Genomic DNA, 21,361 nt, shown 5'->3' with positions numbered 1-21,361 from the left:
CCTGTGCGAATTAATAGCGGACGATGGGCGGAAGGTCGGACGATGACCAGATTTTCGGAAGCGCCGAGGGTAGATCCTCGAAATTGACGGCATCGGCGACGAGCGCATCTAGACGGTCGTCGTCGAGCATGGCAATCGCCCGTTCGAGGCGGTCTTTGTGTTTCAGTTGGTTGCGGTGGAGAGGCGCCACGTGCCCCACCTGCGATGAGATGATCTTGAGGCGGCGGCTGTGGAAGGCGCCGCCGAGGTTCACCGTCACGGGGTTCGTCCCATACCAGCTCATCTCGATCACGCTGCCCTCGAAGGCGCAAGCGTTGATCGCGGTCTCGAGACCAGCCGACGTGGCGCTTGCGTGAAACACGATGCGGTTGCCGGCGGGGACGTCCGTGTTGGACACGAACTTGATCCCGAGCTTCTCGGCGTATTTCGCCCGCGCTGGATTGATGTCGGTGATCGTGACGTCCGTTCCCGCAATTCGATTCGCGAGATGCGCTGTCAGCAATCCGACGATGCCGGCGCCCACCACGAGAACCCGGTCGCCGAGCGTCGTGCCCGCGTCCCAATGGGCGTTGAGCGCAGTCTCCATATTCGCCGCGAGCACGGCGCGGCGCGATGGCACGTTGTCCGGAAGGATCGCGAGCAGCGCTTCCGGAGCATGAAAATGATCCTGGTGCGGGTGCAACACGAAGACGCGTTTACCCACCAATCTCTCGGAACCCGCGGTCACGACCCCTGTCGCGGAATAGCCGTATTTGACGGGGAAGGAGAAGTCTCCAGCTTGCAACGGGGCACGCATTCGTGCCCATTCGCTTTGAGGGATTTCGTCAAGCGCGACCATACGTTCGGTGCCGCGGCTGATTGCGGAATACTCCGTCGCGATGCGTGCTTCACCCGGTGAAGGCGGAGAGAGGCGTTCGGGTCGAACTTCCGCAATGCCGGGTTTGACGTACCAGAGGGCTCGGGCAACCACGATCTGGCCTTGGCTGCGCCTTAAGCGCTGGGCATTGGAGTCGAATCTGCTCTGCGGGTCACTCATTGCGAAGGATGGGTCCGTAATGACGATCGGTGCCGAGCACGACGGGGTGTCGGACATTAACAGAACGATTGTCGTCGAGGCCCCAAGCCTTACGACTCCCGCAGGCCTGGACGCAATAGCCACGCTGAACAAGCGGCGGCGCGTTGTCCTTTTTCTCAATCTTGCGACGTGGCTTCTCATCGTGCTCGTCGCCGGCGCGATTTTCATGAGCGGCGGCTGGACTGTGGTCGGCCTCACGATGGTCATTTGCTTGGCACTCGGCGCCCCTTGGCCGGTTCTTGGTTTCTGGAATGCTGTCATCGGGCTGTGGCAGCTTCATGGGACGAAAAGTACGCACGCCGAGCCGTATTACGAAACGAAGGGCGATCAGTCGCCCCTTACGGTTAATACTGCAATCTTGATGACGTTGCGTAACGAGGATCCGGCACGGGCCCTGCTGCGGCTGAAAACCGTGAAGGCAAGTCTGGATCTGATGGCGGAGGGGGATCGCTTCTCCTATTTCGTGCTGAGCGACAGTGATCGCGATGAGATCATCCAGCGCGAAGAAGCGGAAGTCGCCGCGTGGAAGCAACCCGACCCGGATCCCGGCCGCATCGTCTATCGCCGGCGAATTGGCAACGCGGGTTTCAAAGCCGGCAACGTCCGCGAGTTCGCCCTGCGCTGGGGCTCCGATTACGAGTTCATGCTGCCGCTCGATGCGGATAGTCTGATGACGGGCGATGCCATCGTTACGCTCGTGCGCATCATGGAGAAGCATCCTCGCATCGGCATTCTGCAAAGCCTTGTCGTCGGCACGCCGTCGTCGTCGGCGTTCGCGCGCATTTTCCAGTTCGGCATGCGCCTCGGTATGCGGACTTACACGATGGGGCAGGCCTGGTGGGTGGGAGACTGTGGACCGTTCTGGGGCCACAACGCTCTCGTTCGTATCGCGCCCTACGTCGAGCATTGCGCCCTGAAGGGGCTGATGAAGAGCGAGACGATCCTATCGCACGATCAGGTCGAAGCCGTTCTCATGCGCAAGGCGGGCTACGAGGTGCGCGTGCTGCCTGTCGAAATGGGCTCCTACGAGGACAATCCCCCCGACGCGCTCGAATTCATGCGCCGCGACGCGCGCTGGTGTCAGGGCAACATGCAGTATCTGCGTCTGATCGGAATGCCCGGGATCGAGCCGGTTAGCCGCTTTCAACTTTTCTGGGCGGTCCTGATGTTTCTCGGCGTTCCGGCGTGGACGCTGCTCGCCGCCGTCCTGCCGCTCGCCATGCTGAGCGCGGAACGCCAGAGCGATTTCCCCTGGTTGGCCGTCGAAACGATATACGGCCTCCTTTTGTTGATGCATCTCGCGCCGAAGCTTGCGGGGATAGCGGACGCCATTCTGACGCCGGGCGAGATCAGCCGCTTCGGCGGCCGCCTGAGATTTGCATCGAGCGCAATCATCGAGATTTTGTTCTCGCTCGTTCTCGGCGCGGTGACGACGATACGAACGTCGATTTTCATGGTCGGGCTATTGTTCGGAAGAACGATCGTCTGGAACGGCCAGCGCCGCGACGGCGGCGGCGTGACATGGGGCGACGCCATCCGGTGGCTTTGGCCGCAACTCCTCTTCGGCGTGCTGCTCTACGTGGCCATCGCGCTCGTATCCCCCGCCGCACTCCTATGGAGTTTGCCGCTGACGGCGGGTTACGGGCTTGCGGTTCCCTTTGTCGTTTTCACCGCGAGCCCCGCCGTCGGCCCCTTTTTCCGCCGTCATGGCATAGCGGGGATCCCTGAGGACTTCGCGCCGCCCGCCGAAATCCGATCCGTTCAGGCCGGGAGCTGACCTCATGGCGTCACCGGCTCTCGAAGGCGTATTCCGGTCGCTGCGGATCTATCTCGGACCCGAGGCCCCGCGCAGCGCCATGGACGCGCTCTATCGCCGTTTCGTCGAACCGGGCGATCTCGTGTTCGATGTCGGCGCCCACGTCGGCGATCGCGTATCCTCATTTCGCCGGCTCGGCGCCCGCGTCATCGCGATTGAGCCGCAACCGCTGCTCTTCTCCGCGCTAACCCACATCCACGGGCGAGATCCCCTGGTCGAGATCATCGACCGTGCGGTCGGAGCAGAAGCAGGCACTCGCGAGCTTTTCATCAACACCGCAAACCCGACCGTCTCCACGTTGTCCGAAGAGTTCGTGCACCAGGCTGAGGGCGCAAAGGGCTGGGAAGGCCAGATATGGGACGGCCAGATCCCGATCGAAGTCGTGACGCTCGACGGCCTCATCGCACGCTACGGATCGCCGTCGTTCGTCAAGATCGACGTCGAAGGCTTCGAAGACGCGGTGCTGCGCGGCCTGTCGCGGCCGATAAAGGCTCTGTCCTTCGAATTCACGACGATTGCACGCGATGTCGCGATGGCCTGCTTCGACAGGATGTCGGCCCTCGGTGCCTATGGCTACAACGTCGCGCTGGGCGAAAATCAGAACTTGTCATTCGATCGCTGGCTTTCTGATGCAGAGATGGCCGGCTATCTCAGCAATCTGCCGCACGACGCGAACTCGGGCGACATCTATGCTGTGCTTCAGCCGTGATCGACTCGGCAAGCGCCGAGCGGGTCGCGCTAAACACATTTCACGAAAATTGGATGAATTAAATTGGAGTGGGGAATGCCCTTGTACGTCCGTCTGATCGCCACCGCGCTGCTGCTCCTGGCGGCGCCACTAACGCCCGCGCGCGCCGCGTCGCTCGACGGTCTTGCCGTCGACGTCGTGAACGAAAGCGAGCCGGTGCTTTGTGCCGAGAAGGACAACGTCGCAGTCTCGTTTGCCAACCAGAACGTACGAGCATTCCGTATCGAAGCGGCCCACCCGGTTTATCTGACCCCCAACATGCGCGCGAACGTCGAAGCCGACTGGACTGCGTGCGATATGGCGTCGGACCCGAGCTATGCGGCGCCAAACCCGCCCAAAATGGTGACGCTTTATGAGGACACCAAGCTTTGGGTCGTCGGTTTCACCTATCCCTCTTTCTGGCGCCCCGCAGTGACGAACGTGCGCATTGGCGATCACGTTGAAAGCGGCCTGCACCTGTTGCAGGTCTGGTTGAAGCGCGACGATGGCGCCGAAGAAGTGCTCGTTCTCTACCCTCAGGACGGCTACTGGCGCGCCCGCCCGCTGACGCCTTCAAGCATGCGCAATACCGCCTACGGCTCGTCCTTCATCGTCGGCCCCATCGAGCATGACGGCCGGCCCCTGGTCAAAATAAAGGAAGTTGTGTTCGATCCCGCAACGCGCACATTCAATCTCGAATTCGAGAAAGGTGGCTCGGCGTCCGTACGTATGGTCTCCATCGACGACAACCGCCAAGCCATCGACGTCGTCTTTGATCATGGAATCGGCGGCGGCCCGTTCGCGATGTTAAGATCGATGTACATCACCGAATTCAACAACGATACGGCGCGCATCGCTGTCCGCGAGCAGGGAGCCAAGGGCTGGCGCGAGGACAACATCATGAAGTTCGATCACGCCCGGGCAACCGACATCTGGATCGGCCGGCTGGTGCCGTCCCAGCACAACACGACGTCGCCCGATGTCGTGTTCAACAGCTTCTCGGATGGGCCGACGCCGAAGCGCCCGAAAAGCGAACCGCCGCCGCCACTCCCGGTAACGAAGGCCGAGTGAGCGAAACAGTTACCAGGCGAGCTCCAGCATGGCGCCGAGAGCCGGCGGCGCGCCTGGTCCGAACAAATCGCTGAGCTTCGTTGCCGAGAGATCGAGCCCGTCGACGGTCTCGTGGCGATGAATGCCGGAGGCAATGAAGAGCGCGTCGCAACCGTAGTTCTGCGCGCCCTTCAGGTCCGTTCGAAGCGCATCGCCGATGACCAGAACCTTGTTCCGCTCGACATTGGCGTTGCGAAGCGCTTCCGCCTTTTGATGCGCCGTCTCGTACGTGTTGAGATACGGCTTTCCGGCCCAGAAGACTTCGCCGCCCATGTGGACATAGAGGTCCGCGATCGCGCCGGCGCAATAGTAAAGCGTTCCGCCGACATCGACGACGAGATCCGGATTTGCGCAAACGAACGGCAAGCGCTTCTCGAGCGCATCCTCGAGAAGGGGCCGGTAATCGTCGGGCGTTTCGTTCCGGTCGTCATTGAGCCCGGTGCAGATGATCGCCTCCGCCTCCGCAAGCGGAACGGAGCGGGCGCGAAGCGCCGAGAACAGAGCCTGATCGCGATCCTGAGGGCCGATGCAGTGCAGCGCTTGAAACCCGCGCGCCGTCACATGGTCGAGTGCAAGATCGCCCGATGAAACGATATCGTCCCAAGCTTTCGCTGGAACCTTTCGTGCCGCGAGCATATCGGCGACGCGCCGCTTGGGAACCGGCGCGTTCGTCACGAAGATGACCGTGCCGCCGCCGTCACGAAATTTCTCGAGCGCCCGGCAGGCCCCCTCGAATGCCGTCTGGCCGTTATGGACAACGCCCCAGACATCGCAGAAAATCACGTCATAACGCGTCAAGATCGGGCCGGCGTGCGCCAAGATCGACGGAACGTTGGCCTCGAGGCGGGGCGAAGATGCTGACAAGCTTTGTCTCATACATGTGCTGGCGTGACGTGAACTAGACACGCGGTTTTGATTGATTGGACTGGAGCAGAAGGGATAGCCGGTGAGTTAAAGGCCATCGAGTTTGCAATCAAGTTCATTCAGATGAGCCAAATGAACCGATTGCCCTGTAGCTCATCCTGAGGCTCGAAAGCAGCCACCTCGTGAAGCGGGCAAGCCCCGCGACATTGAGCATAACGTTTATGCCGCGATAAGACTGGCTAATGCGCCAGTAGCTGCATAACTCGCGTGCACACAACATATGCAAAATTATTGTTTCATTTGCATGCTGACGAATTTTCAAAGACGCGATTTCTCGGATTAATTTGATGAAGCCCGGCGGCCGTCCGTCCTCCAAGCCTATTAAGCCACGCAATGCTGACATCCCTTCCGGTCAGAAAGATTCCAAAGCAGCGCGTGGGTCTTCAAGGCCCGGGAAAAAGCAAGTCGAAAAACCAAGCGGGCTCTTCGCTCGTGCGCTGAACACCATGGTCCGCGGCTTGTCGATGTTCGACAATCAACAGCGGCTCGTTGTCTGCAACAATCTCTATCGCGAACTTTACGATTTGCCGGACGCGGTGACGGAGCAGGGGACACCCTTTGCGGATATTGTCGCCTACATCGTGTCGAAAGAAGACGGCCAGACCGCGAAAGAAGTTCGCGACATTCAGCATCGCTGGATCAACGATCATCTGGCCGCGCTGTCGGAAGGCAAATCTTTTTCAGCAATGAGACATCTGAAAAGCGGCCGGATAATTGTTGTCACCAGTCAGCCTCTGTTGGACGGCGGCTGGATCGACATACACGAGGACATCACCGAGGAGCGCCAAGCTGAAAAAAAGATCGAATGGCTCGCCCAACACGACACGCTGACTGAACTCTATAATCGCTCCTACTTCCACGAACAGCTTCAAGGCGCCCTGGCGAGCGGCAGCGAGCTTGCTGTTCTCTGGATCGATCTCGACGGCTTCAAAAGCGTCAATGACACGTTCGGTCAACCTGTCGGCGATGCGCTGCTGAAAAGCGTCGCAAGGCGCTTGATCAGGGTCGTTCGCAAAACCGACGTTTTGGCACGGCTCGGCGGCGACGAATTCGCGCTGATCAGGTTCGGCGCCGCGACGCACGAACAATTGGAACGCTTGGCGCAGCGGCTGTTGGCAACGATCAGCACCGAACATAGGCTGTTGGGTCGCAAGGTGTATATCACTGGAAGCTTGAGCGTAGTGCATGCCCCGGAGCATGGCCGCACGTGCGATACGATCATGAAAAATGCCGATCTTGCGCTGCATTCCGCCAAGACGTCGGGACGCGGCAGCTACGCATTTTACGATCCGGAGCGCGATTACGAGAGCGGCCGCGTGAAGCGGCTCGATGCCGACTTGAAGCTCGCATTGAAGAAGAAGCAGTTCGAGCTTCACTACCAGCCGATCGTCGACATCCGCGCCAACCGCGTGAACGGCTTCGAGGCGCTGATACGCTGGCGCCATCCCGAGCGTGGCATGATTTCGCCCGGTGATTTCATTCCCTTCGCGGAGGCGAGCGGGTGGATCGTCGAAATCGGCAACTGGGCTCTGACGCGCGCGTGCAAAGATGCGGCAGCATGGCCGGCCGAGATAAAGGTCGCCGTCAATCTGTCTTCGGTTCAGTTCGAGAAGGGCGATCTCTACGGCGCCGTTACCGGGGCCCTTTCCGCGTCGGGGCTGCCGGCCGGCCGGCTCGAGCTTGAGATAACGGAATCCGTCTTGCTGAGGGATCATCCGAAAACGCACGATCTTCTGCATCGGCTTCGCGCGCTCGGTATCAAAATCCTGCTCGACGATTTCGGGACCGCTTACGGGGCGCTCAGCTATCTGCGGAGCTTTCCATTCGACAAGCTTAAGATCGACCGCTCTTTCGTGCGGGATTTCGGTACACCCAATGAGCGCGATTGCGCAGCGATCGTCCAATCCATCGCCGAACTCGCCAAGCGCCTGCACATGACGACGGTTGCCGAGGGCGTGGAGACCGCGGACCAGCTCGCCATGGTCGCGAATGCGGGCTGCGAAGAAGTGCAGGGCTTCTATTTCAGCAAGCCGGTTCCCGTCGGCGAAATCGCCGCGACGGTCTCCCGGGTTCGGCAAATTTTCTCCCGGACGCTCGAAAATAGCGCTTGATGGTAGCTTGCCGGAAGATTCGCCGGATTATCGCTTCGACAGTCGTAAGGAAGCGGATCTCGCGTTAGCGTGCGATTCAACGGGGAGGTTCGGCGCCATGCCGGACAGGGATGAAAGGGAGCGCCATGCTGGTCGTGACAACGAACGACATTCCAGGTTATCGCATTGTCCGTCATTTGGGGCTTGTACGCGGGCTGACGGTCCGCTCGCGGAGCGTCGTCGGCAACATTGGCGCGGCGATCCAGATCTTCTTTGGCGGCAATATCTCGGTTTATACCCGGCTTGCCGAGCATACCCGGCAAGAGGCGTTCGACCTGCTCGTCGAGCACGCCCAAAGCATGGGCGCCAATGCTGTTATTGCGATGCGATATGACGCGAACGAGATCGCCGCGGCTGTGACGGAAGTTCTGGCCTACGGCTCGGCCGTCGTCATCGAGCCTATCGCCGGTTCAGGCGCGACTTCGAGCGACGCCGGAGGGCCCTGGACAGCCCCTCGGACGGTTCGGTAGAAAAAAGGCGTCGCCGGGGCTGACAAGGTCGAAAACATCAGTTAAGGGTGCACGCCCCGAAAGAGGCTGCTCGGCGATCGGGTTTTTGCTCGTGTCGCGTTAGGGGTGTAGCTCAATTGGTAGAGCGTCGGTCTCCAAAACCGAAGGTCGGGGGTTCGAGACCCTCCGCCCCTGCCAGCCTCGTGACGGTTTGATCTGCCGACCGACCCGGTAAAAGACCGCGGTCGGGTGCGGCATGTTGTCGCTTATGCGCACGGAAAGCGGTTTTGATGGCGAAGTTCAATCCCATAACCTTTATGCAGGAAGTTCGGCAGGAAGTCGCAAAGGTTACCTGGCCGACTTGGAAAGAGGTGTGGATCACGACTTTGATGGTGCTCATCATGGTCGCGCTCGCCTCTGTTTTCTTTTTGCTCGTTGATCAAGCGTTGAGCCACATCGTGCGTTTCGTCCTAGGGGTGGCCAGCTGAAAACCGGCTCGCATATCGATTTGAGTGACGCGCCAGAGGGCCTTTAAGAATGGTTGTCGCGCAAGAACGCGAAGATAAAGGTACGGTTGCCGGTACGCGCTGGTACATCGTCCATGCTTACACGAATTTCGAACGCAAGGTCGCCGACGCTATACGCGAGCGGGCCAAGGCGGGCGGTCTCGATAATCTCTTCGAAGAGATCGTCGTGCCGACGGAGGAAGTCGTCGAGATCAAGCGCGGCCGGAAGATCCCGACCGAGCGGAAGTTTCTGCCGGGCTACGTGCTCGTCAAAATGAAGATGACCGACGCCGCGTTCGTCATGATCAAGAACACGCCCAAGGTGACGGGCTTCCTCGGCGCGGACAACAAGCCGATGCCGATCCCCGAAGCTGAGGCGATGCGCATCTTGAATCAGGTCAAGGAGGGCGTCGAGCGGCCAAAGCCGACGATCACCTTCGAGATCGGCGAGAACGTCAAGGTGGCCGACGGCCCGTTTGCCTCGTTCACCGGCATCGTCGAAGAGGTCGACGAGGAGCGTTCGCGCGTCAAGGTCGCGGTTTCGATCTTCGGGCGTCCGACGCCGGTCGAACTCGAATTTACGCAGGTTGAGAAAGTGGCTGCCTGACGTCGCCGTTTCGGTGTTGCAGGCAAGAGAGTTCCGGCGCAGTGCCGCCGGAAACCGCATCGGGATTTGAATTCCGGAGCGGTGACGTGCGGGAGGACGGGTCATCCGTTTGCGGAGGCCGGTCCGTTTGACCGCTAACCCTGAGCCCGGCCATCCGGTGCGGGCTCTAACGCTGAAGGGGAACTATGGCGAAGAAAATAGACGGCTTTATCAATCTTCAAGTACCGGCAGGGGCGGCCAATCCGTCGCCACCGATCGGTCCCGCGCTTGGCCAGCGCGGCGTCAACATCATGGAATTCTGCAAGTCCTTCAATGCGAAAACGAAGGACCTCGAGCAGGGTACACCGATTCCCGTGAAGATCACGGTCTACTCCGACCGTTCATTCACATTCGAGATGCGCCAGCCGCCGGCGACGTATCTGATCAAGAAGGCAGCCGGTCTTCGCCCCACGGGCAAGGGCGGTCAGGGCTCGAAAGAGCCGGGCCGTATCGTTGCCGGTCAGGTGACGATCGATCAGCTGAAAGAGATTGCCAAGGGCAAGCTCAAGGACATGAACACCGACGATCTCGACGCCGCCGCCCGCACGCTTGCGGGTAGTGCGCGTTCGATGGGTCTCAAGGTGGTGGAGTAGTCCGATGGCAAAAGCTCAAATCAGCGCTGAGAAAATCAAGCAGACGCGCGATGCCGGTGGCAAGCGCATGGAAGCGATCAAGCAGGGTCTCCCGGCGGGCAAGTCTTATGGCGTCGACGAAGCCGTGAAGATCATCAAGGAACGCGCCAAGGCGAAGTTCGATGAAACGATCGAGGTTGCAGTCAACCTCGGCGTCGATCCGAAGCACGCCGATCAGATGGTGCGCGGCGTCTGCAACCTGCCGAACGGTTCAGGCCGTACGGCTCGCGTTGCCGTCTTCGCGCGCGGCGCCAAGGCCGAAGAAGCCAAGGCCGCCGGAGCCGACATCGTCGGAGCCGAGGACCTCGTCGAGATCGTCTCGAAGGGCACGATCAATTTCGATCGCTGCATCGCGACGCCGGACATGATGGGCCTCGTCGGCCGCCTCGGTAAAGTGTTGGGCCCCCGCGGCCTGATGCCGAACCCGCGCGTCGGCACGGTGACGATGGACGTCGTGACTGCCGTCAAGGGTGCGAAGGGCGGCTCGGTAGAGTTCCGCGTCGAGAAGGCTGGCATCGTTCACGCCGGCGTCGGCAAGGCAAGCTTCACCGAGGAAGCTCTGGTCCAGAACATCAAGGCGTTTGTCGATGCGGTCGTGAAGGCCAAGCCGACGGGCTCGAAGGGCACGTACCTCAAGAAGGTTTCGCTGTCCTCGACGATGGGGCCGGGATTGAAGCTCGATACGGCGACCGTCGCATCGGGACCAGTCGTCTAAGTTTGAAGAATTCCGGGGCAACCCGGAAAACCCTGAACCGGGGCTTCGCGCTTCGGTTCAGCACTGTCCGAGATTGCGGGTGCCGTACCGGTTCGCCGGAAAGCCTAAGTCTCTCTTTCCAGAGAGCCTGCATGAGACAGAAGTGGATCGGATTTGAGGCGAGAGCCTGAAGTTCGGTTTGAACCTTCTGGGTCAGCACCGTGCCGCTCTCATACGCGGTCCACGGGAACGAGGACAGACTAGAGTCGCCCGATCCTAACTGGAGACGGCGGCAAAGGTGCAACCCGCGGAGCTTCGTAAATGAAGCTTCGCAGCAAGGAGACGAGACGTGGATAGAGCCGCGAAACGTGAGCTCATTGATCATCTCCACACAGAGCTGAAGAGCACTGGCGTGGTTGTGGTCGCCCACAACACCGGCATGGTGGCTGCTCAATCCGCAGAGTTCCGCAGGCGCGTCAAAGACGCAGGCGGCTCTGTGAAGGTGGCCAAGAACAAGCTGGCACAGCTCGCGCTCAAGGATACCGACGCCGAAAAGCTTTCAGATCTTTTGAAGGGGCCGACCGTTCTGGCCTTCTCGAAGGACCCGATCGCCGCGGCGAAGGCGGCCGTCGCTTATGCCAAGGGTAACGACAAGCTCGTGATCCTCGGCGGCGCGATGGGCAAAACGATCCTTGATGCGAAAGGCGTGCAAGCCCTTGCCGATCTGCCGTCGCTTGATGAACTGCGCGCGAAGATCATCGGTCTCTTGAATGCTCCGGCGACGAAAATCGCCCGGACCGTCAAGGAGCCCGGTGCCAAGCTCGCACGCGTCATCCAGGCGAAGGCGTCGAAGGAAGAGGCTGCTGCTTAGCCGAAGCCGAGTTGTGGGGCCTTTGAGCCCTCGAAACCCACACGCAGCACGGCCCAACGGGGGTGCTGCAATTCAACCTCTAGGTTCAAACCGTAAGGACACTATATATGTCTAAGATCGAGAAAATCGTTGAAGACTTGTCGGGCCTGACCGTGCTCGAAGCTGCAGAGCTTGCCAAGGCTCTGGAAGAGAAGTGGGGCGTGTCGGCTGCAGCAGCAGTCGCAGTTGCCGCACCCGCAGCAGCTGCCGCAGCGCCCGCTGAAGAGCAGACCGAGTTCACCGTCATCCTGAAGTCTGGCGGCGACAAGAAGATCAACGTCATCAAGGAAGTTCGCGCCATCACGGGCCTCGGCCTGAAGGAAGCCAAAGACCTCGTCGAGGCCGGCGGCAAGACCGTGAAGGAAGGCGTCTCGAAGGACGAAGCCCAGAAGCTCAAGAAGCAGCTTGAGGATCAGGGCGCAGTCGTCGAGGTGAAGTAATCGACGATCGGCACCGGCTGGGACCTCCTGGCCGGTGCCGATGCGTGCTTCCCGCCCGGCGGCCGGGCGTGACTGACATACCGCACATTGCGGCCGGCTCCCGACAGGTGAGCAGCAATGTGCAAGCAAGACGGTTTTCCGGAGGGTCCCGGGGTTCGCCAGAACCTCAAAAGGACCTTCCGGTGAACCGTTTCAAGAGGTCCCGGTTTTCCAGGGACCCTGAGCGCGTCGAATTTGAATCGCGGGGCGCAGCCCCGCAAACGAGAGCACGAAGGGACCGACATGGCTCAAACCCTCACCAGCCGTAAACGCCTCCGGAAGCAATTTGGACACCTCGGAGAAATCGCGAGAATGCCGAACCTCATCGAGGTTCAGAAAGCATCCTACGACGACTTCTTGATGGTCAAGGAACCTCCGGGCGGCCGGCTGGACGACTTCGGCCTGCAATCTGTTTTTCGTAGCGTGTTTCCGATCTCCGACTTCGCCGGCAAGTCGACGCTGGAGTTCGTGAGCTACGAGTTCGAACCGCCGAAATTCGACGTCGACGAGTGCATGCAGCGCGATATGACATTCGCAGCGCCGCTCAAGGTCAAGCTGCGCCTGATCGTGTTCGACGTGAACGAAGAGACGGGCTCGAAGTCGATCAAGGACGTCAAGGAGCAGGACGTCTACATGGGCGACATGCCCCTGATGACGTTGAACGGCACCTTCATCATCAACGGCACCGAACGCGTTATCGTCTCGCAGATGCACCGCTCGCCGGGCGTCTTCTTCGACCACGATCGCGGCAAGACTCACTCGTCCGGCAAGCTGTTGTTCGCGGCTCGCATCATCCCCTACCGCGGCTCGTGGCTCGATTTCGAGTTCGACGCGAAGGACAACGTCTATGTGCGTATCGATCGCCGGCGCAAGCTGCCGGTGACGACGATGCTGTATGCGCTCGGCCTCGACGACGAGGAAATCCTCGCGCACTTCTACAAGCACATCCCGATCAAGGAATCGAAGCGCGGCTGGAAAATGCCGTACCTTGCTGAGAAGTTCCGCGGCGTGACCCCGCAGTCGGATATCGCGGACGCCAAGACGGGCGAAGTCATCGCCCGCGCGACCGAGAAGATCACCGCACGTCGCTCGCGTGAAATCGCCGAGAGCGGCGTCAAGGAAATCCTGATCTCCGCCGAAGATCTCTCCGGCCGCTTCATCGCCGAAGACATCGTCGACCTCGAGACCGGCAAGATCTTCGCCGAAGCCGGCGACGAGCTCGACGCCGAGCTCCTGGCCGAGCTCAAGGAGCAGAAGGTCAAGGAATTCCACATCCTCGACATCGACTACGTCAACACCGGCGCGTTCATCCGCAACACGCTGAACATCGACAAGAACGCCAATCAGCAGGAAGCGCTGATGGACATCTACCGGGTGATGCGCCCGGGCGAGCCGCCGACCATCGAAGCGGCGACCGCGCTGTTCCAAGGCCTGTTCTTCGATCCCGAGCGGTTCGATCTCTCGGCCGTCGGCCGCGTGAAGATGAACATGCGTCTTGAACTCGACGCGCCCGACACGATGCGCGTGCTCCGCAAGGAAGACATCCTCGCGGTCGTGAAGACGCTTGTCGATTTGCGCGACGGCAAGGGCGAGATCGACGACATCGACCATCTCGGCAACCGCCGCGTTCGGTCCGTCGGCGAGCTGATGGAGAACCAGTACCGCGTTGGTCTGCTTCGCATGGAGCGGGCCATCAAGGAGCGCATGTCGTCGGTCGATATCGACACCGTCATGCCGCAGGACTTGATCAACGCCAAGCCGGCAGCCGCTGCAGTGCGTGAGTTCTTCGGATCCTCGCAGCTCTCGCAGTTCATGGACCAGACGAACCCGCTCTCGGAGATCACCCACAAGCGCCGTCTTTCGGCACTTGGACCGGGCGGCTTGACGCGCGAGCGCGCGGGCTTCGAAGTCCGCGACGTGCATCCGACGCACTATGGCCGTATCTGCCCGATTGAGACGCCGGAAGGCCCGAACATCGGTCTGATCAACTCGCTCGCGACCTTCGCGCGCGTCAACAAGTACGGCTTCATCGAGAGCCCGTATCGCAAGGTCGTCAACGGCCGCGTAACGGACGAGGTCGCCTACCTCTCGGCCATGGAAGAGATGCGCCATCACGTGGCGCAGGCGAATGCGGTCATCGATGCCAAGGGCAAGCTGACGGAAGATCTCGTCACGGTTCGCCACAACGGCGACGTGATGCTCGTGCCGACCGATAAGGTCGACTACATCGACGTTTCGCCGAAGCAGCTCGTGTCGGTCGCGGCCGCGCTCATTCCGTTCCTCGAGAACGATGACGCCAACCGCGCTCTGATGGGCTCGAACATGCAGCGTCAGGCCGTTCCTCTGATCAAGGCGGAAGCGCCTCTGGTCGGAACCGGCATGGAAGAGCGTGTCGCGCAGGACTCAGGTGCTGCGATCGCAGCGCGCCGGACCGGCATCGTCGATCAGGTCGATGCAACCCGTATCGTCGTTCGCGCAACGGAAGAGCAGGACCCCTCGAAGCCGGGCGTCGACATCTATCGTCTTCGCAAGTTCCAGCGTTCGAACCAGAACACCTGTATCAACCAGCGGCCGCTGATCAACGTCGGCGACATCGTGAAGGCCGGCGATATCATCGCGGACGGTCCGTCGACCGAGCTCGGCGAGCTCGCGCTCGGCAAGAACGTGCTCGTCGCGTTCATGCCGTGGATGGGCTACAACTTCGAAGACTCGATTTTGATGAACGAGCGCGTCGTCTCTGAAGACGTGTTCACCTCGATCCACATCGAGGAATTCGAGGTCATGGCGCGAGACACGAAACTCGGGCCCGAGGAAATCACGCGCGATATTCCGAACGTCTCGGAAGAAGCGCTGAAAAACCTCGACGAAGCCGGCATCGTCTACATCGGCGCCGAAGTCCATCCGGGCGACATCCTCGTCGGCAAGATCACGCCGAAGGGCGAAAGCCCGATGACGCCGGAAGAGAAGCTCCTCCGCGCCATCTTCGGTGAGAAGGCGTCCGACGTGCGCGATACCTCGCTCCGTCTGCCGCCGGGCGTTTCCGGAACGATCGTCGAAGTCCGCGTCTTCAACCGTCACGGCGTCGAGAAAGACGAACGTGCGATGGCGATCGAGCGCGAGGAGATCGAGCGTCTCGCGAAGGACCGCGACGACGAATTGCAGATCCTCGACCGTAACGTCTACGCGCGCCTCAAAGACGCGCTGATGGGCAAGGAAGTCGCCAAGGGTCCGAAGAATGCTCGCAAGGGCACCGTGATCGACACCGCGATCCTCGACGATATCCCCCGCAGCCAGTGGTGGGAAATCGGGCTCGCGAACGAGAAGGCGCAGGCCGAAGTCGAAGCGATCCAGAAGCAGTACGAAGACGCCAAGAAGGGCTTGGGTCTGCGTTTTGCCGACAAGGTCGACAAGCTTCAGCGTGGCGACGAGCTGCCGCCAGGCGTGATGAAGATGGTCAAGGTCTTCGTCGCCGTGAAGCGCAAGATCCAGCCGGGCGATAAGATGGCCGGCCGTCACGGCAACAAGGGCGTCGTCTCGATGATCGTCCCGTCGGAAGACATGCCGTTCCTCGAGGACGGTACGCCTGTCGACGTCGTTCTGAACCCGCTCGGCGTGCCGTCGCGCATGAACGTCGGACAGATTCTCGAAACGCATCTTGGCTGGGCGTGCCGCGGTCTTGGCCGCCTGATCGACGACGCAATTCACCAGTTCCACGAGAGTGGACAGGCGAAGGCGCTCCGCGATCAGATGACGAAGGTTTACGGCGCTGAAGTGATCAAGCCGTCCATGAAGGACGACGAACTCGTCAGCATCTCGGAAAACCTCAAGACCGGCGTTCCGATCGCAACGCCTGTGTTCGACGGCGCACGCGAGAAGGACATCGTCGAGATGTTGCAGCTCGCGGGCTTCGATACCTCAGGCCAGTCGACGCTGTTCGACGGGCGCACGGGCGAACCCTTCGATCGCAAAGTCACGGTCGGCTACAAGTACGTCCTGAAGCTGCACCATCTTGTCGACGACAAGATCCATGCTCGCTCCATCGGTCCGTACTCGCTCGTCACCCAGCAGCCGCTGGGCGGTAAGGCGCAGTTCGGCGGACAGCGTTTCGGCGAAATGGAGGTCTGGGCACTCGAAGCTTACGGTGCTGCCTACACGCTTCAGGAAATGCTCACCGTCAAATCGGACGACGTTGCGGGCCGAACCAAGGTTTACGAGGCGATCGTCAGGGGTGACGACGCATTCGAGGCCGGCGTTCCGGAAAGCTTCAACGTGCTCGTCAAGGAAATGCGCGCTCTCGGCCTCAACGTCGAGCTCGTCAATAGCGAAGCGCCTCCGATGATCGAAGCCGAAGTCGTGCCCGAGGAGCCACCTCAGGCCCAACTGCCGCCGGCGGCCGAATAAGGAACATTCAAGACGGCCTCCGCTCGGATGAGAGCGGAGGTCTTCACGACTCGACCACTAGATTCCACGGGCGCGGCCACCCCCGCCGAGCCCCCGAGGAGACAGCCGATGAACGAAATCACCAACATCTTTAAATCGCAGGCTCCGGCTCCGGTGTTCGACCAGATCCGGATCTCGATCGCTTCCCCCGAGGACATCCTGTCCTGGTCATATGGTGAGATCAAGAAGCCCGAGACGATCAACTACCGCACGTTCAAGCCGGAGCGGGACGGTTTGTTCTGCGCGCGCATTTTCGGACCAATCAAGGATTACGAATGCTTGTGCGGCAAGTACAAGCGCATGAAGTACAAGGGACTGATCTGCGAAAAGTGCGGCGTCGAGGTGACGCTCGCAAAGGTCCGGCGCGAGCGCATGGGCCACATCGAGCTCGCAGCTCCCGTTGCCCACATCTGGTTCCTGAAGTCGCTGCCCTCGCGCATCGGCCTCTTGATGGACATGGCGCTCAAGGATCTCGAGCGCGTTCTCTATTTCGAGAACTACATCGTCATCGAGCCGGGCACGACGCCGTTCGCTGAGAGACAGCTCCTCACGGAAGAGCAGTACAACCAGGCGATCGATGAGTACGGCGCAGACACCTTCACTGCCGGCATCGGCGCGGAGGCGATCCGCGAACTCCTGTCCGCAATGGATCTGCAGAAGATCGCGATCCATCTCCGCCAGGAAATCGCCGAAGCAACGACTGAGCTGAAGCCGAAGAAGCTCGGCAAGCGCCTGAAGGTCATCGAAGCCTTCATGGAAAGCGGCAACCGTCCGGAGTGGATGATCCTGACGCAGGTTCCGGTCATCCCGCCGGAACTGCGTCCGCTCGTGCCGCTCGACGGCGGCCGTTTCGCGACGTCCGACCTGAACGATCTCTATCGCCGCGTCATCAACCGTAACAACCGCCTGAAGCGGCTGATGGAGCTTCGCGCGCCCGACATCATCATCCGCAACGAAAAGCGGATGCTGCAGGAAGCCGTCGACGCTCTGTTCGACAACGGCCGCCGCGGCCGCGTCATCACGGGCGCCAACAAGCGTCCGCTGAAGTCGCTCGCCGACATGCTGAAGGGCAAGCAGGGGCGCTTCCGTCAGAACCTGCTCGGCAAGCGCGTCGACTACTCGGGCCGTTCGGTCATCGTCGTCGGTCCGGAGCTCAAGCTTCACCAGTGCGGCTTGCCGAAGAAGATGGCGCTCGAACTGTTCAAGCCGTTCATCTACGCGCGTCTGCAGACGCTCGGCCAGGCAGCAACCGTCAAGCAGGCGAAGAAGCTCGTCGAAAAAGAGAAGCCCGAAGTCTGGGACGTTCTCGACGAGGTCATTCGCGAGCATCCGGTGATGCTGAACCGCGCACCGACGCTGCATCGCCTCGGCATTCAGGCGTTCGAACCACAACTGATCGAGGGTAAGGCGATCCAGCTTCACCCGCTGGTCTGTGCTGCCTTCAACGCCGACTTCGACGGCGACCAGATGGCCGTGCACGTTCCGCTGTCGCTCGAAGCGCAGCTCGAAGCGCGCGTCCTGATGATGTCGACGAACAACATCCTGCATCCGGCGAACGGCCAGCCGATCATCGTGCCGTCGCAGGACATCGTGTTGGGTCTCTATTACCTGTCGATGATGCGCGACGGCGAACCCGGCGAAGGCATGATGCTCGGCTCGATCAACGAGGTGCTTCACGCCCTCGAATCGAAGTCGGTCAGCTTGCACGCCAAGGTCAAAGGCCGCTTCACATCGACCACGCCGGCAGGCGAGAAGCTCGTTGAAGTCCACGAGACGACGCCGGGCCGCATGCTGCTCGCTGAGCATCTGCCGAAGTCTGGCAACGTCACGTTCTCGCTGATCAACCAGCTCCTGACGAAGAAGAACATCTCCGGCATGATCGACGCCGTGTACCGTAACTGCGGTCAGAAGGAGACGGTGATCTTCTGCGACCGCATCATGGCGCTCGGCTTCCATCACGCGTTCAAGGCGGGCATCTCGTTCGGCAAGGACGACATGTTGATCCCCGAGACGAAGGAAAAGATCGTCGAGAAGACCAACGTCGAAGTGCGCGATTTCGAGCAGCAGTATCAGGACGGTCTGATCACGCAGCTCGAGAAGTACAACAAGGTCGTCGACGCCTGGTCGCGCTGCACGGACTTGATCGCCAAGGAGATGATGGACCGTATTTCGGCTGTCCAAAAGGACCCGGTCACGGGTCGCGACAAGCCGATCAACTCGGTCTACATGATGAGCCACTCTGGTGCGCGCGGCTCGCCGGCGCAGATGAAGCAGCTCGCCGGTATGCGCGGCCTGATGACCAAGCCTTCGGGCGAAATCATCGAGACGCCGATCATCTCGAACTTCAAGGAAGGCCTCTCCGTTCTCGAGTACTTCAACTCGACGCACGGCGCCCGTAAGGGTCTGGCCGACACCGCCTTGAAGACGGCGAACTCGGGTTACCTGACGCGTCGTCTCGTCGACGTCGCGCAGGACGCCATCATTTCCGAAGTCGATTGCGGAACCGACGCCGGCATCAACGTGCAGGCGGTCGTCGACGCCGGTCAGGTGATCGTGTCGCTTGCGGCGCGCGTCCTCGGCCGTACTGCTCAGGAAGACATCAAGCATCCGGTAACGGGCGAAGTCATCGTCGCCAACGGTGAACTGATCGAGGAAAAACAAGCCGAAGCCATCGGCAAGTCCGAGATTCAGGAAATTCGCATCCGCTCGGTGCTGACGTGCGAAACGATCAACGGCGTGTGCGCCAAGTGCTACGGCCGCGACCTTGCTCGCGGTACGCCGGTCAACATCGGTGAAGCTGTCGGCGTCATCGCCGCACAGTCGATCGGTGAGCCCGGCACGCAGCTGACCATGCGTACGTTCCACATCGGCGGCACGGCGAACCTTGTCGACTCTTCGTTCATTGAATCGAACTTCAACGGCACGGTGAAGCTCAAGAACCGCGCCATCGCGAAGGATTCGAAGGGCCAGAACGTCGCGATGACCCGGATCATGTCCGTCGTCATCGTCGATCAGTCGGGCAAGGAACTCGCGACCCACAAGATCAGCTACGGTTCGCGCATGTTCGTCGACGAGGGCGATACCGTGAAGCGCGGCACCAAGATCGCGCAGTGGGATCCCTACACCCGTCCGATCCTGTCGGAAGCCAACGGTACGGTCGATTTCGAAGACTTGATCGAAGGCGCATCCGTCCGCGAGCAAACGGACGAGATGAAGGGCACGTCGAACCGCGTTATCGTCGACTGGCGTACGTCACCGCGCGGCAACGAGTTGAAGCCCGCAATCGTGATCAAGGACTCGAAAGGCAAGCCGATCAAGGTCGCGCGTGGCGGCGATGCCCGCTACTTGCTCTCGGTCGAAGCCGTTCTGTCCGTCGATCGCGGCACGGAAGTGAAGGCGGGCGACGTTCTTGCTCGTATTCCGACGGCGTCCGCGAAGTCGGGCGACATCACGGGCGGTCTGCCGCGCGTTGCGGAACTGTTCGAAGCCCGGCGTCCGAAGGATCACGCGATCCTCGCGGAAATCTCCGGCACCGTCGAGTTCGGCAAGGACTACAAGAACAAGCAGCGGATCACGATCAAGCCTGATGACGAGGCGCAGGAAGCGGTCGAATATCTGATCCCGCGCGGCAAGAGCCTGGCGGTTCAGCACGGCGATCGCGTCGAGCGTGGCGACTTCGTGTACGACGGCAATCCGGCGCCGCACGACATCTTGGCCATCAAGGGCGTCGAGGAACTCGCGAACTACCTGATCAACGAGATCCAGGACGTCTACCGTCTGCAGGGCGTGACGATCAACGACAAGCACATCGAAGTGATCGTTCGTCAGATGCTGCAGAAGGTCGAAGTCACCGATGCCGGCGAGACGGAGCTCATCAAGGGCGAGCAGCTCGACCGTATCGAGTACGACGAGGTCAACGCGGCGGCTCAAAAGGCCGGGAAGCGCGCAGCATCGGCGACACCGGTTCTGCTCGGCATCACCAAGGCTTCGCTGCAGACCCGGTCGTTCATCTCGGCTGCGTCCTTCCAGGAAACCACGCGCGTGCTCACCGACGCGGCCGTCAACGGCAAGTCGGATACGCTCGATGGTCTCAAGGAGAACGTCATTGTCGGCCGTCTCATCCCGGCCGGCACCGGCGGCATGCTGCGTCAGCTCCGCAAGGTTGCAATGCAGCGTGACGATCTGATCGCCAAGGAGAAGGCCAAGACGGCAAACCTTCCGTCTCCCGACGCGGGAGCCGGCCCTGCCGCTCGCCGCCGCCGGCGGCCTGCTGAGGAGGCTGCGGAGTAAGACTTCGCGTCCACCCGGTTTCCGGCATTGAAATGACAAGCGGCCGTCTCCACCTGGGGGCGGCCGCTTTGGTCTTTAGGCCCGGGTCTTTAAACTCGAAGTGCGCCTTCCGATTTTTGTTTCCGAGTTTGATCCCAGGGGATTTTGATTCTTGGGGAAATGCCGCCGAACGCTATTTCTCGGCCATTAAAAGGCGCTAAGCATGCGACCCGACAACGGGTCGCAGGTCGACTTTGCCCCGTGGTCATGGATTCAGCGAAAATAATTTCGCAACCTCTTCGAGCGCCTGTTGACCAATATGGCGCGTGTGTATATAGCTCCGCCCACTCTCACGGGTTGGTGGTAGGTCCCTCGGCGCTTTTAGCGCCAATTTTGGCCCTAAACGCTCCCGTCAATAAAGCAGAGCACATCGACGGGCCATGATCTGCTTCCCTCCGGGCAGCACGATCCTCTGGTTTTTTCCTTGCTAGGGGCGGACTTCGCGCACCTGGCAGGTTTGCTTGGCGCATTTCC

Annotated in this window: 15 protein-coding genes and 1 tRNA gene; 14 read left to right on the top strand and 2 right to left on the bottom strand. The window is 60.8% G+C overall.

What is annotated here, in order from left to right; genetic code table 11:
• Positions 1–10 precede the first annotated feature (10 nt).
• The gene (locus tag BM399_RS08100; RefSeq protein WP_342028743.1) at positions 11–970 is read right to left on the bottom strand and encodes a zinc-dependent alcohol dehydrogenase; all 960 of its coding nucleotides are present in this window, start codon (positions 968–970) and stop codon (positions 11–13) included.
• An 85-nt stretch (positions 971–1,055) separates the two neighbouring features.
• Between BM399_RS08100 and mdoH the strand changes: the two genes are divergently transcribed.
• The 3 genes from mdoH (at position 1,056) to BM399_RS08085 (ending at position 4,689) form a co-directional block, all read left to right on the top strand.
• Positions 1,056–2,852, top strand: a complete 1,797-nt coding sequence (gene mdoH / locus BM399_RS08095; protein ID WP_092866921.1) for a glucans biosynthesis glucosyltransferase MdoH — start codon at positions 1,056–1,058, stop codon at positions 2,850–2,852.
• 4 nt (positions 2,853–2,856) lie between these two features.
• Positions 2,857–3,600, top strand: coding sequence for an FkbM family methyltransferase (locus tag BM399_RS08090; protein WP_092866919.1), 744 nt, complete (start codon positions 2,857–2,859; stop codon positions 3,598–3,600).
• A gap of 75 nt (positions 3,601–3,675) precedes the next feature.
• Positions 3,676–4,689: a hypothetical protein gene (locus BM399_RS08085; RefSeq protein WP_092866917.1), complete on the top strand. Its 1,014-nt coding sequence runs from the start codon at positions 3,676–3,678 to the stop codon at positions 4,687–4,689.
• A gap of 9 nt (positions 4,690–4,698) precedes the next feature.
• Here BM399_RS08085 and BM399_RS08080 read toward each other — a convergent pair whose 3' ends face one another.
• The gene (locus BM399_RS08080) at positions 4,699–5,592 is read right to left on the bottom strand and encodes a TIGR01459 family HAD-type hydrolase (RefSeq protein WP_244531150.1); all 894 of its coding nucleotides are present in this window, start codon (positions 5,590–5,592) and stop codon (positions 4,699–4,701) included.
• A gap of 347 nt (positions 5,593–5,939) precedes the next feature.
• Between BM399_RS08080 and BM399_RS08075 the strand changes: the two genes are divergently transcribed.
• From BM399_RS08075 to rpoC, 11 genes are all read left to right on the top strand, one after another.
• Positions 5,940–7,763, top strand: coding sequence for an EAL domain-containing protein (locus tag BM399_RS08075; RefSeq protein ID WP_092866913.1), 1,824 nt, complete (start codon positions 5,940–5,942; stop codon positions 7,761–7,763).
• Between the two features lie 125 nt (positions 7,764–7,888).
• Entirely contained in the window at positions 7,889–8,272 is a 384-nt protein-coding gene (locus BM399_RS08070; protein ID WP_092868119.1) for a YbjQ family protein, read from the top strand.
• Between the two features lie 101 nt (positions 8,273–8,373).
• Positions 8,374–8,449, top strand: a tRNA-Trp gene (locus BM399_RS08065).
• Between the two features lie 92 nt (positions 8,450–8,541).
• The gene (gene secE / locus BM399_RS08060; protein ID WP_092866911.1) at positions 8,542–8,739 is read left to right on the top strand and encodes a preprotein translocase subunit SecE; all 198 of its coding nucleotides are present in this window, start codon (positions 8,542–8,544) and stop codon (positions 8,737–8,739) included.
• 49 nt (positions 8,740–8,788) lie between these two features.
• Positions 8,789–9,364 (top strand): transcription termination/antitermination protein NusG, encoded by a 576-nt coding sequence (gene nusG / locus BM399_RS08055; protein ID WP_092866909.1) that lies wholly within the window; start codon positions 8,789–8,791, stop codon positions 9,362–9,364.
• Between the two features lie 185 nt (positions 9,365–9,549).
• On the top strand, positions 9,550–9,996 hold the full coding sequence (gene rplK / locus BM399_RS08050; protein ID WP_045835867.1) for a 50S ribosomal protein L11: 447 nt from the start codon (positions 9,550–9,552) through the stop codon (positions 9,994–9,996).
• 4 nt (positions 9,997–10,000) lie between these two features.
• Entirely contained in the window at positions 10,001–10,750 is a 750-nt protein-coding gene (gene rplA / locus BM399_RS08045; RefSeq protein ID WP_092866907.1) for a 50S ribosomal protein L1, read from the top strand.
• A gap of 328 nt (positions 10,751–11,078) precedes the next feature.
• Positions 11,079–11,600 carry a 50S ribosomal protein L10 gene (rplJ, locus tag BM399_RS08040; protein WP_092866905.1) on the top strand — a complete coding sequence of 174 codons (522 nt, stop codon included), beginning with the start codon at positions 11,079–11,081 and terminating at the stop codon, positions 11,598–11,600.
• A gap of 107 nt (positions 11,601–11,707) precedes the next feature.
• Entirely contained in the window at positions 11,708–12,079 is a 372-nt protein-coding gene (rplL, locus tag BM399_RS08035) for a 50S ribosomal protein L7/L12 (RefSeq protein ID WP_092866903.1), read from the top strand.
• A 282-nt stretch (positions 12,080–12,361) separates the two neighbouring features.
• The gene (gene rpoB, locus BM399_RS08030) at positions 12,362–16,519 is read left to right on the top strand and encodes a DNA-directed RNA polymerase subunit beta (RefSeq protein WP_092868118.1); all 4,158 of its coding nucleotides are present in this window, start codon (positions 12,362–12,364) and stop codon (positions 16,517–16,519) included.
• A gap of 108 nt (positions 16,520–16,627) precedes the next feature.
• Positions 16,628–20,848, top strand: a complete 4,221-nt coding sequence (gene rpoC / locus BM399_RS08025) for a DNA-directed RNA polymerase subunit beta' (RefSeq protein ID WP_092866901.1) — start codon at positions 16,628–16,630, stop codon at positions 20,846–20,848.
• Positions 20,849–21,361: the final 513 nt, after the last annotated feature.

It is taken from the genome of Hyphomicrobium facile (assembly GCF_900116175.1).
In the GTDB taxonomy this organism is placed as follows: Bacteria; Pseudomonadota; Alphaproteobacteria; order Rhizobiales; family Hyphomicrobiaceae; genus Hyphomicrobium_B; species Hyphomicrobium_B facile.
Note: the sequence above shows the minus strand (reverse complement) of the source record. Positions and strands in the feature narration are given on the sequence as shown.